This is a genomic window from Zavarzinia sp. (assembly GCF_041650655.1).
GTDB lineage: Bacteria > Pseudomonadota > Alphaproteobacteria > Zavarziniales > Zavarziniaceae > Zavarzinia.
Genome location: NZ_JBAZKR010000035.1, coordinates 1 through 16,506, shown reverse-complemented (window position 1 = coordinate 16,506; position 16,506 = coordinate 1). Strand labels below are relative to the sequence as shown.

Genomic DNA, 16,506 nt, shown 5'->3' with positions numbered 1-16,506 from the left:
GGGCGGGTGCCTGCGACGGCCGCGACAGTCGTGTCGGTTGTCACCGGGCCGCCCGCCCTATAGTTTGTTGTCGGTTTGCCGCACCTCGATGTGCGGCATCGTACAGGGCAGGACGGTTGATATGGCGAAGCGGTTGGTAAGCCTCGTGGCCCTTTTGGCGTTCGGCGGCGCGATGCCGGCGCTCGCCGAATCCCTGCCGGAGGCGCTGGCCTCGGCCTATGCCACGAACCCCACCCTGGAAGCGCAGCGCGCCTCGCTCCGCGCCACCGACGAGGAGATCGCCAAGGCCCTGTCTGGCTGGCGGCCCACGGTCACCGTGCAGGGCTCGATCGGGCATACCTCGAGCGACAGCAAGGTGAAGGGGATCAGCGCGTCGACCGACTACGATCCGTGGTCGATCGCCCTGCAGGGCAGCCAGCCGATCTACCGCGGCGGCCGCACCATTGCCGAGACCAGCGCCGCGGAGAACCAGATCCAGGCGGGCCGGGCCCAGCTCAAGTCGACCGAGCAGCAGGTCCTGCTCGCGGTGGTCAACGCCTATGTCAACGTGCAGACCAATCAGGCCGTGGTCGAGCTCAACCAGAAGAACGTCACCGTGCTTCAGCGGGAATTGGACGCCAGCCGCGACCGCTTCCGCGTGGGCGAGGTGACGCGGACCGATGTCGCCCAGGCGGAAGCGCGGCTCGCCGCCGCCGTGTCGACGCTGAAATCGGCCGAGGCAGACCTGAACGCCGCCCGCCAGGCTTACGAGAAGGTCGTGGGTCATGCCCCCGGTACGCTCTCCCCGGTGCCGCAGTTGCCGCCGCTGCCGCCCTCCAACGACGAGGTCCGGGCCGTCGCGCTGGCCGAAAATCCGGATCTGATCGCGGCCCGTTATGCCGAAGCCGCCTCGCGCGATGCGGTCGACGTCGCGACCAGCGCGATCAAGCCGCAGGTCGCCCTGACCGGCACCGTCGCCCGGGTCAAGGACCAGTCGGCCTCGACCGTGGGGGTCACCACGAATCAGGCCGAAGTGGCGGTCCAGGTCACTGTGCCGCTCTATCAGTCCGGTTCCGAATACGCGACGATCCGCCAGCAGCAGCAGACCGCGAGCCAGCGCCTGTCGCAGGTTTCGGAGGCGCAGCGCACGGTGATCGAAGGGGCGAGCAACGCCAACAACCAGCTGCAGGCCGCGCGGGCCGTCATCGTCTCGCAGCAGCAGGCGGTGCAAGCCAATACGCTGGCCCTCGAAGGCGTCCGGCAGGAAGCCTCGGTCGGCTCGCGCACCGTGCTCGACGTGCTGAACGCGGAACAGGAACTGCTGAATTCCCAGGTCGCCCTGGTGCGTGCCCAGGGTTCGGAACAGTCGGCGGCCTACAGTCTGCTGTCGGCCATCGGCCGCCTGACCGCAGAGAACCTGAACCTGTCCGGCGACCGTTACGACTCGACCAAGCATTACGACAGCACCCGCGGCCGCTGGATTGGTTTCGACTGATCGCGGCCGGCCGGTCCATGGGCCTCTTCCTTTCGGCGAACACGTAACGTAGTTTGGGCGGTCGCTGGGTACGCCGTTCTGGCGGGGACATGGAATGACCGACGAGTTGAAGCGGGGCGGCGACGCGGCAAAGGCCGGCGCCGACCCGACGATGGAAGAAATACTGGCGTCGATCCGCCGCATCATCGCGGAGGATGGCGAGGGGCGCGACGGCGACGCGGAGCCGGCGACGGCACCCGCGGTCCTCGATCTGACCGAGATGGTGGCGGACGACGGTTCGGTCGTCTCGCTGCAGCCTCATGCCGGCGAGGACGAGGGCGAACCCGAAGCCCTGCCGGCCAAGCCCGAGACCCCGGTGTTGGTGCCCGATCCGGCGCCGCTGGAGAATTTCATGGCGCCCGAGCCGCCGGTCGCCCCCGAAGCGCCTGGCGAAGCGGCCGCCGTTCCCGTCACCCCCGCTGCACCGGCGCCGTCCCGCGCCGTGGAAGAGGAATCCGTCATGCCGAGTGCCGGCCCGTCGCAGGATCAGCTCGTTTCCGAGGCGATCGCCAATCAGGCCCGCAACGCCTTCGCCCAGATCGCCGACGCCACCCGCCCCGCCGCCCCGCCGCGCCCCGTATCGGCCGACGCCAGGACGGTCGAACAAGTGGTGGAAGACCTGCTGCGTCCCATGCTGAAGGCTTGGCTGGACACCAATCTGCCGGCCATCGTGGAACGCGCGGTCGCCAATGAACTGGCCCGCATCGCGGGGCGTAGCCCGGCCCCCTGAGGCAACGTCCCCGAGGCAGGCACCCCGAGCCCCTGGTCCGCGCCGGCCCCGCTCGCGTGGACATGCGCCGCCGGCCCCGGCCCGCAGGCGCGAGCGTCGAAGAGTCGAACATGCTTGAGAAAACTTACGATCCCGCCGAAGTCGAGCCGCGGCTCTATGCCGCCTGGGAAAATTCCGGTGCCTTCGCGGCCGGGCGCAATGCCGGCGGCGAGCCCTTCACGATCGTCATCCCGCCGCCCAATGTTACCGGCAGCCTGCACATGGGCCATGCCCTGAACAATACGCTGCAGGACATTCTCTGCCGCTTCGAGCGGATGCGCGGGCGCGACGTCCTCTGGCAGCCGGGCACCGACCATGCCGGCATCGCGACCCAGATGGTGGTGGAGCGCCAGCTCGCCCAATCGGGCCAGAACGTCACCCGGCGCGAGCTGGGGCGGGCGGAATTCCTGCGCCGCGTCTGGGCCTGGAAGGAAGTCTCGGGCGGCACCATCACCCGCCAGCTCCGCCGCCTGGGCGCCTCCTGCGACTGGAGCCGCGAGCGTTTCACCATGGACGAGGGCCTCTCGGCCGCGGTGCGCCGGGTCTTCGTCGGCCTCTACCGCGACGGGTTGCTCTACAAGGACAAGCGCCTGGTCAACTGGGACCCGCATTTCCTGACCGCGATCTCCGACCTCGAGGTCGAGGCGCGGGAAGTCAAGGGTTCCATGTGGCACATCCGCTATCCGATCGAGGGCAGCGACCGCTCGATCACGGTGGCCACCACCCGGCCCGAGACCATGCTGGGCGACAGCGGCGTCGCGGTCCACCCGGACGACGAGCGTTACAAGGATCTGGTCGGCAAATTCGTCGTCCTGCCCCTGGTCGGCCGGCGCATTCCGATCGTCGCCGACAGCTATTCCGATCCCGAGAAAGGCACGGGGGCGGTCAAGATCACCCCGGCGCACGACTTCAACGACTTCGAGGTGGGCAAGCGCCACGGCCTCGAACAGATCTCCGTGCTCGACGTCCATGCGAAGGTCGTGTCGGCCGATTTCATTCCGAAGCCTACCGCGGCCTCGACCGTTTCGACGCCCGCCGCCGCATCGTCGAAGACCTGGAAGCCCAGGGATATCTGGTCGAGGTCAAGGATCACGTGTTGATGCAGCCCTTCGGCGACCGCTCCGGCGTGGTCATCGAGCCGATGCTGACCGACCAGTGGTATGTCGACGCCAAGACCCTGGCCAAGCCCGCCATCGCCGCGGTCGAGCAGGGCGACACGGTCTTCGTGCCCAAGAACTGGGAAAAGACCTATTTCGAGTGGATGAACAACATCCAGCCCTGGTGCGTCTCGCGCCAGCTCTGGTGGGGCCATCAGATCCCGGCCTGGTACGGTCCGGACGGCCATGTCTTCGTCGAGGAGACAGAGGCCGAGGCGCTGGCGGCGGCCAAGGCGCATTACGGCGCCGAGACCGCGCTGACCCGCGACGAGGATGTGCTCGACACCTGGTTCTCCTCCGCCCTCTGGCCCTTCTCGACCCTGGGCTGGCCGGAGCAGACCGACGTCCTGAAGCGCCACTACAAGACCGACGTGCTGGTCACCGGCTTCGACATCATCTTCTTCTGGGTCGCCAGGATGATGATGATGGGCCTGCACTTCATGCAGGAAGTGCCCTTCCACACGGTCTACATCCATGCCCTGGTCCGCGACGAGAAGGGCCAGAAGATGTCGAAGTCGAAGGGGAACGTGATCGATCCCCTCGACCTGATCGACCGGTTCGGCGCCGATGCGCTGCGCTTCACCCTGGCCGCCATGGCGGCCCAGGGGCGCGACATCAAGCTGTCGACCCAGCGCGTCGAAGGCTACCGCAACTTCGCCACCAAGCTCTGGAATGCCGCGCGTTTCTGCGAGATGAACGAATGCCGGATCGTGCCCGGCTTCGCGCCGAAAGCGGCCGCTCACACGATCAATCGCTGGATTCTGGGCGAGGCGGAACGGGTGACCGCATCGCTGGTCGCCGCCCTCGAAGCCTATCGCTTCAACGAGGCGGCAGGGGCGGCCTATCAGTTCGTCTGGGGCACCTTCTGCGACTGGTACCTCGAACTGGTGAAGCCTCTGCTGAACGGCGAGGACGAGGCGGTGAAGGCGGAGACGCGGGCGGTCGCCGCCCATGTCTTCGACCGCATCCTGCTCCTCCTGCATCCCTTCATGCCCTTCATCACCGAGGAACTCTGGGCCAAGACGGCGGAAGGCGCCGGTATCGCGCGGGCGAGCGACCTCGTCCTGGCGCCGTGGCCGGTGGCGGACCTCACGCTCGCCGATCCGGCGGCGGATGCGGAAGTCGAATGGGTGATCGCCCTCGTTTCCGAGATCCGGGGCCTCCGGGCCGAATCCAATGTGCCGGCGGGGGCCAGGCTCGGCCTCGTGCTGGTCGGCGCCGACGACGTGGCACAGGCACGGGCGACTCGCCACGGTGAGCTGATCGGTCGCCTGGCGCGGCTCTCGGGCATCGAGTTCGCCGCGGCGGCACCCGCAGGCTCGGTCCAGCTCGTGATCGGCGGGGTTACCGCGGCGCTGCCGCTCGGCGATGTCATCGATCTCGTGGCCGAACGCAAGCGGCTCGAAAAGGAGATCGGCAAGGCGGACCAGGAACTGGCCAAGATCGCGGCCAAGCTCGGCAATGCCGCCTTCGTCGCCAAGGCCCCGCCCGAAGTGATCGAGGAACAGCGCGAGCGCAGTGAAGAGACCCAGCGCAGCCGCGGCCGCCTGGCCGAAGCCCTGGCCCGCCTCGCGGTCGGTGTCTGAGGTAACGGAAAGTAAAATCCTTGCACTGCAAAATCGCCCGACTCCGGTTTCGAGTGTCGGGAGGGTGCGATGGCCAGTGGCGGTGCAGGTGGTTCGCCGATCTATCGGGCGATGACGCCGCGCGCGCTGGCGGTCGCGGTCCTCGCGCTCGCCGCGGCAGCGATTTCCGTGGTGGCGCTCGACTGGCTGCTGCGGGTCCAGCACGGTGGCGGTGACGCCGCGGTGGAGGCGGCGGCCTTTTGGTCTTGGCTCGAAGTCGGCGCCCTCGCCTGTGTGGCGGCGGCGCTGGTCCAGTTGATCGCGGGGCTGCGCGGCAATCTGCCGGCGCTCGGCGTCGGCGATGCGGCTTGGCCGCCGCCGACCGTGGTCCTGTTCGCTACCCTGCCGGGGCTGAACATCGTCTTCGCCGGGCTCGTGATGATCGAGACCTGGCGGGCCAGCGACCCGGACCGCCCACAATCCCTCTTCGTCAATTGGCGGGCCTCGCCGGGGGGCGGAGCGGTGGCGATCTGGCTCGTCCTGCTGATCGCCGGCCTCTGCCTTCTGGTCCTGCCGTGGGCTTTGCTCGGCCTGGGCGCCCAGGGGGAGGCGCAAGGCCTGCTCGACGGCCCGCTGTTGATCAGCATCGGCCATCTCTGCCTGATCGCGTCCCAGGTCATGCTGGGCCCGCTCGCCGTGCTGCTGGCCCGGCGCCAGCATCTCCGCGCCGGGCGGCCCGATGTCGGTGCCCTGCCGGTCTGGTGATCAGGCCCAGGGCGTCGGTGGCGGAACCGCGCAGGGGCCCTCCATCTCGATGGTGGCGAAATCGGCCGGGCCGACGACTTCCAGATATTCCATGTCCGGCGAATAATCGAACAGGTAGTGCACGATGCCCGGGCGCTGATGCACGCAGTCCCCGGCGGAGACCAGGGTCTCCTTGTCCTCGTACATGAAACGGGCCCAGCCTTTCAGCATGATGACGATGTGGAAATCGGCGACATGGCGGTGCCACCCGGTGCCTTCGGTCGGCGGGACGTCGCTCGCCTTGACGAGCTGGGCGATCACCTTGCCGCCGGTCGCCGCGGCGATGCCGAGATCACGATAGAGGAAGAAGTCGCGCAGGCCCGCGCCCTGAAACTCGGTGTCGCCGGGCTTGACGTGGGAAAAGCTCGTGGCTGCATCGTCTGGCATGGGCACGCTCCGCACAGGTCACGGGGAACTGCCATCGATGGTCCCGAATCTGCCGCGATGCGGCAAGAATTATGGTGCGGTGCCGCGAAAAATTACGGGCGCAGGCAGGTGCTGAGGGCCTTCTTCGCGCTCAATCCGCTGGTCCGGCCCAGGCAGCGAGCGGTTTCCGCGTCCTCGCAGGTGAAGCGAGGGCCACCGTCGTCCATGCTGACATAGGCCCAGCCGGTGCTGCCGCGGGAATTGCGGCACATGGGCGTCCATTCGCGGTCGCCCTGGGCCCGCCAGGCGACGCGATAGCGCCACAGCCCGGGCAGGAAGGGATCGTTCGAGGCATCGATGATCGAATAGACCATGCCGCCCTCGTCGAAATCGGTACCGATGACCGCCCCGGCGTCGAGCTTCTTGCCGTCGACGTCGCCGGTCAGGCGGCCGTCCTGCACGGCGACGCCGTCCAGTGTCTCTGTCGCGGCGGCGGAACCGCTGAGTCCGGCGACGAGAACGAGGGGCATCAGCCACACCGAGCGGGTCGATCCGATCGCCTTTCTCCGCATGTCCATGGCCCCTCCGGCGTCAACGATCCGGTTACCATAACCGACGGGTCGATCAATTCTGTGATCAAGATCATCATCGCGGCAAGAACTGCTGGTGGCTGGCCGCGGTTTTTTCGATCGCCGCCGGCTCGGTCGGGATCTCGACATAGCGGACCTCGGCCCAAAGGGGGGCCAGATCGTCCCAATGGGGCGAATAGGGATTGCCCGATTCGCCGGTCGAAATCACGAAGCGCGAACGGTCGAGATCGGCCAGGTCGTAAATCGCGCGGTAGCCGGCGCCATGAACGGCGGCATAGGGGGTCGGCCCGCCGAAGCGCATGGCGGCACGCAGCAGCGTGTCGTCCCCGCCGGGAAGCGGCGGCGTGATCGCCGTCGCCCCGTCCAGCCCGGGCACGAAGCGGAACAGCGGGTGGCGCATGTCGGCGGCATGGGCGTGGTCCCAGCGCCAGTCGGCGGGGTCGCCGCCCTGCAGGGCGGCCAATTCGGTCAATGCGTCGTCCAGGGCGCCGCGTATTTGGGCCTCGCAGGTCTCGACGGCAGGTGTCGCGGGGTCGTCGCACCATTGGCTCTCCCCGCCCAGGACGGCGCGAAGCTGGAGCGGCCGAGGCCCGGCCCAGCCGATGAATTCGAGACCCAGGCGGCTCTCGAACAGGCGGCGGTTCACGGCCCGCGCCCAGGCGGTCAGGATCAGGGGCGCCGGGCTCTCCGCGCTCATGTGCCGGTCCCAGGATTTCAGCAAGTCGATCGCCGTCGCCGCGCGCCCCGTGGCCGGGCCGTAGAGCGCGATCAGCCGGTCGGTGAATTCGACCGCGAAGGGGGACAGCGTGTCGGCCTGACCGCGGGCGGCATCGTCCAGGCCGTAGCCCGCCGGCACCGCGGCCAGCAGTTCGGCCAGGCGGCCGGCGCGATAGGGCAGGTCGTAGTCCTTGCCGATGAAATAGGGGGCGTCCGGCCCGGTCACGGCATTGTTGGCGTTCAGCACCCTGCCGCTCGCCGGGTTGCGCACCTGGGGCAGGCCCTCGAAGGGCACGAAGCCGACCCAGTCGCCGGCACCGCTGGCCCCGTCGGCGGGCAGGCGGCCGTCGCCGCTCCGTCGGATCGGTACCAGCCCGGCGGAGACCATGCCGATGGTGCCCCGGTCGTCGGCATAGGTCAGATTCTGCTGCGGGCTCATGAAATTATGGGCGGCCGCCAGGAAATCGTCGGCATTGCGGGCGTCGATGAAGCCGAGCAGGGCCTGGGGCGTGTGGTCGCCCGGGATCAGCGCGGTATGGGCCAGCGCCAGGGCGGTGCCGGCCGGGCGCGGCAGGTCACCCGCCGGCATGTCGGAAATCACCGGGCCGTGGCGGGTCGTCCGCACCGTGATCGTCACCGGGGCGGCGAAGCGGACGTCGATCACTTCCTGGCGGGTCTCGAAGGGTTGCGGCCCGTCGGGGGTGAGGTAGCGGCCGGCATCCTGCGGGTCCGGCGTCTCGACAAAGAGATCGGCGGTGTCGCCCCCGGTGGTGGTCAGGCCCCAGGCGACATGGTCGTTATGGCCGAGCAGGGGGAAGGGCACGCCGGGCAGGGTGGCGCCGACCACATTCATGTCTGGCGCCGAGAGATGGGCGAGGTACCAGAGGCCGGGGGCCGCCAGGCCGAGGTGCGGATCGTTGGCCAGGATCGGCTTGCCCGTCGCCGTGTGGTCGCCCGCGACCGCCCAGGCATTGGAAGCCCCGGGGCCGATCGGCCCGGTCGACAATGCCGCCGCGGCCAGGGTGCGGTGCAGGGCCTCGTCCATGCCGGCGGCGGCGAAGTCCGGCAGGCGGGCGGCACCATCGGGCGCCGGGCCGCCGCCGACCGGCGGGGTCAGGAACTCCAGCGTCTCGCCGTCCAGGCGGGCGGCCAGGCGCGCGCGCAGGGCTTCGAGCTGCCAGTTGCCGGTCAGCATCAGGGCCATCATCTTGCCGACCAGCAGGCTGTCGACCGGCGTCCAGGGCGCCGGTTCCAGGATCAGCAGGGTGAATTCCGGCGGCAGCGGGCGGTCGCGCCCGGCGATCCAGCTGTTCACGCCGTCGGCATAGGCGGCGAGCGCCGCCTTCAGGTCGGGGCTCGCGGTCGCGTAATCCGCCTCGGCCGCGCGGGCGGCGCCGATCGTGCGGGCGTAAGTGTCCATCGGCAGGGCGGTCGCCCCCATCACCGCGGCCAGCTCGCCCCGGCCGAGGCGGCGTCCCAGTTCCATCTGGAACAGGCGTTCCTGGGCATGGAGGCGGCCCAGGGCGAAGAAGGCGTCGTGGCGATCGCGCGAAAGGATATGGGGAATTCCATGCGAATCGCGCACAATCCTGACAGGGCCGTGCAGGCCCGCCACCGACTGGTCATCCCGGTCGTCCGGCACCGACCGGACGAGCCACAGGGCGATTGCGACCCCTGTAACCACCAAGGTCGCCACCAGGGCCATGAGCGTCCAGGAAATCCATCCGAAAATCTTGCGCATCGGCCTCATAGACCCAATTCCTCGTATTATTTTTATGTGACGCCACAAAATCCGGGGGACAGAGGCGAGCGGCGGCGCTTAGAATAATCACGTTGTGTTCGAGGTGAAAAGGCTAACGACCCTGACCGCTTCCTGCCACATCTCACCCCCGATCCCCGCCGTCGCGATGGCATTTGTCGCGATCTGCGTGACGAGCGATGACGAGCCGCCCTTTGTTGGCGGCTTTTTTATTGCCCGCACACCGGCGACGGAAGGCGGTGACTGCTTGCCTCTCTTCCCTGCTTCGAGGAGTGCCGCATGACCAAACGAGCCACCCGCACCAAATCCCAGGCCGATGCCCACGACGGCAAGATCCGCACATTGTTTCAGGACACGGCGAGCTGGGACCCGGTGGAGGAGGACGATCGCGAGCAGCGCTACGTCCGCAAGGTCCGGCCGCAGAGCGACAACCAGCGCCTGCTGATCGAGGCGATCCAGAGTCACAACCTGACCCTGGCGCTCGGCCCCGCGGGCACGGGCAAGACCTATCTCGCCATCGCCCAGGCGGTCGAGGCGCTGGAGGCGGGTAACGTCAATCGTATCGTGCTGTCGCGCCCCGCGGTCGAGGCGGGCGAAAGCCTGGGCTACCTCCCGGGTGACATGCACGAGAAGCTGGCGCCCTATCTCCAGCCGCTCTACGACGCCCTGAACGAACGGCTCGGGGCCAAGCGGCTGAAGGCCTATCTGGCCAACGGCTCGATCGAGATCGCCCCCGTCGCCTTCATGCGCGGGCGCACGCTGAACGGCGCCTTCGTGGTGATCGACGAGGCGCAGAACTGCACCTATGCCCAGATCAAGATGCTGCTGACCCGGCTCGGCTGGCATTCCACCATGGTGCTGACCGGGGATCCGGACCAGAGCGATCTCCTCGAAGGCCTGTCCGGCCTCGCCTCGATCGCGGTGAAGCTCGAAGTGGTGCCGGGCATCGCTGTCGTCCGCCTGTCCGACCGGGACATCGTGCGTCACCCGCTGGTCGCTTCCATGCTGGGCGTGCTCTGAACCTTCGGTTAGTCTCCCCTCGCAAAACGAGGGGAGACGCCGAATGGCGCGCGAACGCGAATTCCTGGAAGACTTCGAAGTTGGCGAGACGATCGTCTCGCCCGGCCGCACGATGACCGAGGCGGACATCGTGAATTTCGCCGGCCTGACCGGCGACTGGCACCCGATCCATACCGATGTGACCTTCGCCGCCAATACGCCCTTCGGCGAGCGCATCGCCCACGGCATGTTGGTGCTCTCGATCGGCTCGGCGCTCAGCCTCCGGCTCGGCCAATATGCGGTGCTGCCGAAGACGTTTCTCGCCTTCTACGGCATGGAAGGCGTGCGTTTCACGGCGCCGGTGAAGATCGGCGACACGATCCGCAACGAGGTCGAGATCGTCGGCCTCGAGCCGAAGGACGAGTATCGCGGCATCGTCATCTCGAAGGCGCGGATCAAGAACCAGCGCGACGAGGATTGCTGCGTCTATACGACCAAGATCCTGTGCTGCCGCCGGCCGGCGTGACGGCGCAGCTCATTCGACGGGACATCGGTCCTTAGTCGTCATCGCCGGGCTTGACCCGGCGATCCACGTCTCTCGGCCCGGGGCGCGGTGTTCTCGTGGATGGCCGTGTCGAGCACGGCCATGACGAGAGAGGGGGCAGTCGGTGCGCTGGCGCAACGCCCGCCCGTGTCCCGGCCCGCCGCTCAGGCGGCGTCGTTGTAGGCGATACCCTTTTCGGCCAGCAGGGCCTGCAGTTCGCCGGTCTGATACATTTCGCGCACGATGTCGCAGCCGCCGATGAATTCGCCCTTCACATAGAGCTGGGGGATCGTCGGCCAGTCGGAGAAGCGCTTGATGCCTTCGCGGAGCGAGGGGTCGGAGAGCACGTCGAAGCCCTTGAACTTCACGCCGAGGCGGCCGAGCACCTGCACCACGGCAGAAGAAAAGCCGCACTGCGGGAAGATCGGCGTGCCCTTCATGTAGAGGACGACGGCGTTTTCGTCGATGTCGCGACGGATGCGATCGAGGACTTCTTCACTCATGGGCGTACTCCGGGGCTCCGCCGGGGCGGAGAAAATGGGGCGATAGCAAAAACTAGTGCGGGGCGCCGCGTCACGCAAGGGATGCCGGTTGACGCAGGGGATACGGTGCAATTCGCGCCGTGCATGATTGTCTCGGCGCGCCGCCTCCCGCATGATCGGCGGCGGGGGCGGACGTGACCGGCGCAGGGGGCGCCGGCCGGTCCGCACCGAAGGGGAGTGTCTGATGTTCGACGTGAATACTTGGCTGCGCTTTGATGAATTTCTCACGCCGAAGGTGGTGAAATTCTTCTATTTTCTGGGCTTGGTCGGCGTGGCGTTGGGCTTTCTCGGCAATCTTCTGGCCGGGCTCGGTGTCTTCGGCACGGGATTCAGCCTTCTCGGCGTGCTGCTGTCCTTCGTGATCTTGGTGGTGGGCGTCATCGGCGTCCGCATCGGCTCCGAAATGGTGTTGCTGGCCTTCGAGACCTTCCGTCGTCTGGGTGAGATCCGCGACCGCCTGCCGCCGGCCCGCTGAGCCTTCGCCCGGCCCGGCATCGCCGGACCGGGCGTCGCCTCAGACGACGCGGATATTCTTGAACTGCCAGGGATCTTCGCGGTCCAGGTCTTCCGCGAAGAGTTCCTCGCGCTGGTGGAGCGGCGTCCAGTCGGTGAAGACGCCGACGCGCGGGCCCCAATAGGGCGCCACGATCTCGAGACAGCGCTTGAAGTCCATCTCTTCGGGTTCGACCAGGCCGGCGCGCGGGTTTTCCAGCGCCCAGATCATTCCGGCCAGCACAGAGGAGGTCACCTGCAGCGAGGTCGCGTTGTTGTAGGGCGCCAGCTTGCGCGCGGTAGCGACCTCGAGGTGGGAACCCAGCCAATAGGCGCCCTTGGCGTGGCCCGCCAGCAGCACGCCCAATTCGTCGATGCCGGAGACGATCTCGTCCATCATCAGGCGCTTGCTGGCTTGCATATGCCAGTTCTTGCCCGCGAGTTCGTGGACAGAGAGCACGGCATCGTCGCAGGGGTGATAGGCATAGTGGCAGGTCGGGCGGTAGACCACCGCCCCGTCCTGCTCGACGGTCAGATAGTCGGCGAGCGAGATCGCCTCGGAATGGGTGATCAGGAAGGCGTGGAAGGGGCCTTCGTTGGGCGTCCAGCTGCGCACCTGGACCGAGGCGCCGGGCCGCTTCAGATAGATCGCCGAACCCGTGCCGAAGGCGTGGCGCGCCCCGTCGGCCGGGAAATGGCGCTCGTGCGCGCCCCAGCCGAGCTCGGCCGGCTGGCAACCTTCGCCGACGAAACCGTCCACCGACCAGGTATTGACGAATTCGCCGATCGCCTTCGGCCGGTCGGCCTTCTGGGTGTCGCGTTCGGCGACATGGATCACCTTGATTCCCAGGCGATGGGCCAGCGCCGCCCAGCCGGCGCGGTCCGCCGGCGGCTCGACCGTCTCGCCGCAGGCGGCGGCGATGTCCAACATGCCCTGTTTCACCAGGTGGCTGACATGGCCCGGATTGGCGCCGTGGGTCAGCACCGCAGTCGGCCCGCCCGGATATTTCGCCTTGAGCGCCAGCGCCTTGGCGCGCAGGCCATAGTTCGAGCGCTCGGATTCGGACAGCCGCGTGTCGGTATAGCCGCCGGCCCAGGGCTCGATGCAGGTGTCGAGATAGAGGGCACCCGCTTCCTGCGCCAGTTCGACCAGGGCGAGCGACGAGACGTCGACCGAGAGATTGAGCAGGAAATCGCCCTCGGCCAGCAGCGGCTCGAGGATCCGGCGGTAGTTTTCGGGAGTCAGCGGCTCCTGGATGAAGGTCACGCCGAATTCGGCGGCTTCTGTTGCCCCCTTTTCCTCGGCCGTGACGATGGTGATCTGCTCCGCCGAAAGGTCGATATGGCGCAGGATCAGGGGCAGAACGCCCTGGCCGATCGAGCCGAAACCAACGATCACGAGCCGTCCGGCGAATGCCGCGTGCTTGGTGGGGCGGTCCATGGTCATCGTTCTCCTGAAAGTCGAGCGTAAAGCGCGGAGGCTATAGCCGGTTATGGCACCCAATGTAAGGTTTGGATTGCGTTGAGGGGGAATGGCAGGTTCGATTTTGAACAATGCCACGTTGAAATGTGCGCCGATCATGAGAAGAGTCGCGCAAGCGTAAAAGAATATCAGAACAACGACGATCGATCCGAGACTGCCGTATGTGACATTATAGTTACTGAGGTTGCGCAAAAACAACGAGAAGAGGCCGGCCGCGGTGATCCAGCCGATCGTGGTCAATATGGCACCGGGCAGCACGAGGCGAATCTTCAATCGCCGGGCCGGCAGCAGCCAGTGGGTGAAGACCAGCGAGACAAGCACCATCAGCGTGCCGGTGCCATAGCGCGCAATGTCCCACAGCGGCCGGCTCCAGGATTTCGGAGCAAAGGGCTTCACCAGCCAGTCCCACACCTGCGGCCCCAGAATGACGGCGAAGGAAATACCGATCATCACGACGGCGCCCAGCAGGACCAGGCTCATGTGCAGGGCATAGACCAGCACGATGTTGCGGTGCTCGACCGCGGCATAGGCGCGGTTCAGGGCGACGCGGACGGCCGCGACGCCATTGCCGGCCGACCAGACGGCGACCACGATGCCGATCGTCAGCACGTCCGACTTGTGGCCGGAGAGCAGGACCTGGCGCACCGCAGGGGCCAGCGTCTTGGCCACGTCCTCGGGCATGAAGGTGAACAGGGTCTGCACCGCCCGCTCGGCGCTGCCGTCGGTGCCGAGGCCACCGGCCACGGCCGCCAGTGCCATCAGGAAGGGGAACAGGGCGAGCAGGCCGGAAAAGGCCAGATAGGCGGCGAGGTGGGTGGCGTCCTCGCGGCTCGCCCGCAGCAGCGCGTGGACGAGCGCCTTGCCCACCCGGCCGACAAGCAGTACCGGGGCCATAATCAGACCCAACCAGGGCCCCGGGGCTGTCCGGGCTGCCTTGGCGCCCGCGTGCTCCGTTTCGATCTCGACATCGGCCATGATCGTCTAGGAATGCCGGTCCGGGTAACCAATGGTCAAGAGATCGTTGTGCATAAAGGATCTGTCGTCGCGAACGGGCTCGCGCGCGCGGTGTAGGGGACGACGAGGCATGGCGGAACTGGTGGAGCGCAATCTGGTCTGGGAGGTGCTGGTCCTGCGTGACGGGCGGTGGAATGTCGTGGAAATCCACGACAGCCGCGAGGATGCGCTGGCCGACGCCGAACGCCGGCGTTCCGGCCAGAGCGGCGTCAAGGTGACGATCGAACGCTACGACCCCGAGAGCCGCACCTATATGTCGACCACGGTCTGGGAATGGATCGCGCCGGTGAAGTCCCGTTCCGCCGGTACTACCAAGGCCTGGCCGGACGTGACGATCGCTCGCCCGGCGGCGCGCGAGCCGGCGCGGCGATCCTGGTGGCGACGGCTGTTCGGCCGGCGTTAGGCCGCCGTTAACCGCGGCGCGTCGATGATCGCCGCATCGAGACGAGGATTCGGATCATGGCCGAGGCAGCGATCAAGGACCGCAACCCCCAGCAGCGCAGCGCCGCCGCCGAGCAGCGCCAATTCGTGACCATGACCGTGGCCGGCCAGCAGTTCGGCCTGCCCATCCTGGATGTGCATGACATCGTGGTGCCGGAAAAGATTACCCCCGTGCCTCTGGCCGCGCGCGAGGTTGCCGGGCTGATCAACCTGCGCGGCAAGATCGTGACCGCCATCGACATGCGCGAAGTGCTGCGCGTGCCGCCCATGACCACGGGCCAGAAGCGGGTCGGCGTCACCGTTTCCCACAAGGGCGAGACCTATACCCTGCTGGTCGATTCGGTGGGCGAGGTGATCGAACTGGACAGCCGCAATTTCGAAGCCAATCCGCCGACCCTGGATGCCCGCTGGCGTGCACTCGCCGACGGTGTGTTCCGCCTGGAACAGGGCCTGCTCGTCGTCTTGAAGATCGACCGCATCATGGACATCGGCGCCTGAGCGCAGCTCGTCGCCGAAGCCCTCTCCCCACGGCGGGGGAGGGCTTTTTTGCTGCCTCGCGTTGTCAGCGTCCTTCGCGCCACCAGGCGGCCAGCATGACCCCGAGGACGAGGACGACGGCGAGCGTCGCCGGCAGCAGCGAGACCTGGGTCACCGCGGTCACCTCATAGGCGCCGTTGCGGCGAAGCCCGATCCAGCCGCTGCCCGCGGCGCTGCGGCCGGAGCCGACCTGGCGCAGGTCCGGCACACCGTCCTCCGACAGGAAGCGCGTGCTGCCGCCCGATGCCGTGGCCAAGGGGCCGAGCGGGCCCAGGCTGGCGCGGACGTCGGCCATCTCGCGCCCGCCGGTGTCGCCGACCGCGACCGAAACCACCCTCGTGCCGTCCGAGACATGCCACAGGCCCTGTTCCTCGGCCGGAATGCTCGCGGTGGCGGCGCCGTCCTCGTGATCGTCGAGGCGGAGCGTGCGCACCTTGCCGGACGGCGCCTCGACCTGGACCGGCGGCGGTTCGGGCTTCAGGCTGCGCCGCTCGATCTCGATCGTGCCGTCGTGGGCGACGGCGCGCAGGTCCTCTTCCTCGAGGTCGGGTTCCTGCATCGACCAATGCGCGATCCGGCGTAGCAATTCCGCCTGGGGCCCGCCGCCGTCGAAGCCGCGCTGCCAGAGCCAGGCTTCGTCCGAGGCGAGGAGGGCGACCCGGCCCCGGCCGACGCGGTCGAGGATCAGCAGCGGCCGGTCGCCCGCCCCGGTCATCACCACGGTGCCGGAATGGACTTCGAGGTCGGACATGCGGAGCCACCGGCCCCAGGTCGGCTGGCCGCCGCCGCGCCCGGAATCGGGCAGCAGGGCGGTGACCGGATGGCGCTTGCCGGCGGTCGTCAGGGTCGGGCGGAATTCCTGCTCGATGTCGGGGCCGCGCGGGCGGGCGGGCAGGATCTCGGCCAGCGTGCTCTCGTAGAGGTTCAGGGGCGCGTCGGCCTCCGGGCTCGCGGCGATCATCAGGGCGCCGCCGTTTCGCACATAGTCCGCGACATTGGCCAGGTAATTGGCCGGCAGGATGCCGCGCTGGCGGTAGCGGTCGAAGATCACCAGGTCGAATTCGGAGAGTTTCTCCTCGAACAATTCGCGGGTCGGGAAGGCGATCAGCGAGAGTTCCATCACCGGCGTGCCGTCCTGTTTCTGGGGCGGCCGCAGGATGGTGAAATGGACGAGGTCGACGGAGGGATCGGACTTCAGGATGTTGCGCCAGACC

Annotated in this window: 13 protein-coding genes and 3 pseudogenes; 9 read left to right on the top strand and 7 right to left on the bottom strand. The window is 67.8% G+C overall.

Going from position 1 to position 16,506, the window contains the following annotated elements; translation table 11 throughout:
- Positions 1–145 precede the first annotated feature (145 nt).
- The 4 genes and pseudogenes from WC493_RS09980 to WC493_RS09965 all read left to right on the top strand — a co-directional run bounded on the left by WC493_RS09980 (position 146) and on the right by WC493_RS09965 (position 5,769).
- Positions 146–1,474 carry a TolC family outer membrane protein gene (locus WC493_RS09980; RefSeq protein WP_373065113.1) on the top strand — a complete coding sequence of 443 codons (1,329 nt, stop codon included), beginning with the start codon at positions 146–148 and terminating at the stop codon, positions 1,472–1,474.
- 94 nt (positions 1,475–1,568) lie between these two features.
- Positions 1,569–2,243: a DUF2497 domain-containing protein gene (locus WC493_RS09975; protein ID WP_373065111.1), complete on the top strand. Its 675-nt coding sequence runs from the start codon at positions 1,569–1,571 to the stop codon at positions 2,241–2,243.
- A gap of 110 nt (positions 2,244–2,353) precedes the next feature.
- Positions 2,354–5,025: pseudogene (locus tag WC493_RS09970) on the top strand (valine--tRNA ligase).
- Between the two features lie 69 nt (positions 5,026–5,094).
- Entirely contained in the window at positions 5,095–5,769 is a 675-nt protein-coding gene (locus WC493_RS09965; RefSeq protein WP_373065108.1) for a DUF4328 domain-containing protein, read from the top strand.
- Here WC493_RS09965 and WC493_RS09960 read toward each other — a convergent pair whose 3' ends face one another.
- From WC493_RS09960 to WC493_RS09950, 3 genes are all read right to left on the bottom strand, one after another.
- The gene (locus WC493_RS09960) at positions 5,770–6,195 is read right to left on the bottom strand and encodes a cupin domain-containing protein (RefSeq protein WP_373065106.1); all 426 of its coding nucleotides are present in this window, start codon (positions 6,193–6,195) and stop codon (positions 5,770–5,772) included.
- 92 nt (positions 6,196–6,287) lie between these two features.
- The gene (locus WC493_RS09955; protein ID WP_373065104.1) at positions 6,288–6,752 is read right to left on the bottom strand and encodes a hypothetical protein; all 465 of its coding nucleotides are present in this window, start codon (positions 6,750–6,752) and stop codon (positions 6,288–6,290) included.
- Between the two features lie 67 nt (positions 6,753–6,819).
- Positions 6,820–9,222 (bottom strand): penicillin acylase family protein, encoded by a 2,403-nt coding sequence (locus WC493_RS09950; RefSeq protein ID WP_373065102.1) that lies wholly within the window; start codon positions 9,220–9,222, stop codon positions 6,820–6,822.
- A gap of 297 nt (positions 9,223–9,519) precedes the next feature.
- Here WC493_RS09950 and WC493_RS09945 point away from each other — a divergent pair, with 297 nt between their 5' ends.
- A complete protein-coding gene (locus WC493_RS09945) occupies positions 9,520–10,260 on the top strand; it encodes a PhoH family protein (RefSeq protein WP_373065100.1) in 741 nt (246 codons plus the stop codon).
- Positions 10,261–10,303: 43 nt separating this feature from the next.
- Entirely contained in the window at positions 10,304–10,765 is a 462-nt protein-coding gene (locus tag WC493_RS09940; protein ID WP_373065098.1) for a MaoC/PaaZ C-terminal domain-containing protein, read from the top strand.
- Between the two features lie 182 nt (positions 10,766–10,947).
- Here the strand turns inward: WC493_RS09940 and grxD are convergent, their stop codons facing one another.
- Positions 10,948–11,286, bottom strand: a complete 339-nt coding sequence (gene grxD / locus WC493_RS09935) for a Grx4 family monothiol glutaredoxin (protein ID WP_373065096.1) — start codon at positions 11,284–11,286, stop codon at positions 10,948–10,950.
- 223 nt (positions 11,287–11,509) lie between these two features.
- Here grxD and WC493_RS09930 point away from each other — a divergent pair, with 223 nt between their 5' ends.
- Positions 11,510–11,800 (top strand): DUF4282 domain-containing protein, encoded by a 291-nt coding sequence (locus tag WC493_RS09930; protein ID WP_373065094.1) that lies wholly within the window; start codon positions 11,510–11,512, stop codon positions 11,798–11,800.
- Positions 11,801–11,839: 39 nt separating this feature from the next.
- On the opposite strand, the gene WC493_RS09925 is transcribed toward WC493_RS09930, so the two are convergent.
- The gene (locus WC493_RS09925) at positions 11,840–13,258 is read right to left on the bottom strand and encodes a homospermidine synthase (RefSeq protein WP_373065174.1); all 1,419 of its coding nucleotides are present in this window, start codon (positions 13,256–13,258) and stop codon (positions 11,840–11,842) included.
- Positions 13,259–13,378: 120 nt separating this feature from the next.
- Positions 13,379–14,194, bottom strand: a pseudogene (locus WC493_RS09920) (YihY/virulence factor BrkB family protein); the annotation flags it as partial.
- 190 nt (positions 14,195–14,384) lie between these two features.
- On the opposite strand from WC493_RS09920, the gene WC493_RS09915 reads away from it, so the two are divergent.
- Positions 14,385–14,717 (top strand): hypothetical protein, encoded by a 333-nt coding sequence (locus WC493_RS09915; RefSeq protein WP_373065092.1) that lies wholly within the window; start codon positions 14,385–14,387, stop codon positions 14,715–14,717.
- 56 nt (positions 14,718–14,773) lie between these two features.
- Complete coding sequence (locus WC493_RS09910) at positions 14,774–15,253, top strand: chemotaxis protein CheW (protein WP_373065090.1); 480 nt, start codon at positions 14,774–14,776, stop codon at positions 15,251–15,253.
- Positions 15,254–15,317: 64 nt separating this feature from the next.
- Here the strand turns inward: WC493_RS09910 and WC493_RS09905 are convergent.
- Positions 15,318–16,506: pseudogene (locus tag WC493_RS09905) on the bottom strand (hypothetical protein); the annotation flags it as partial.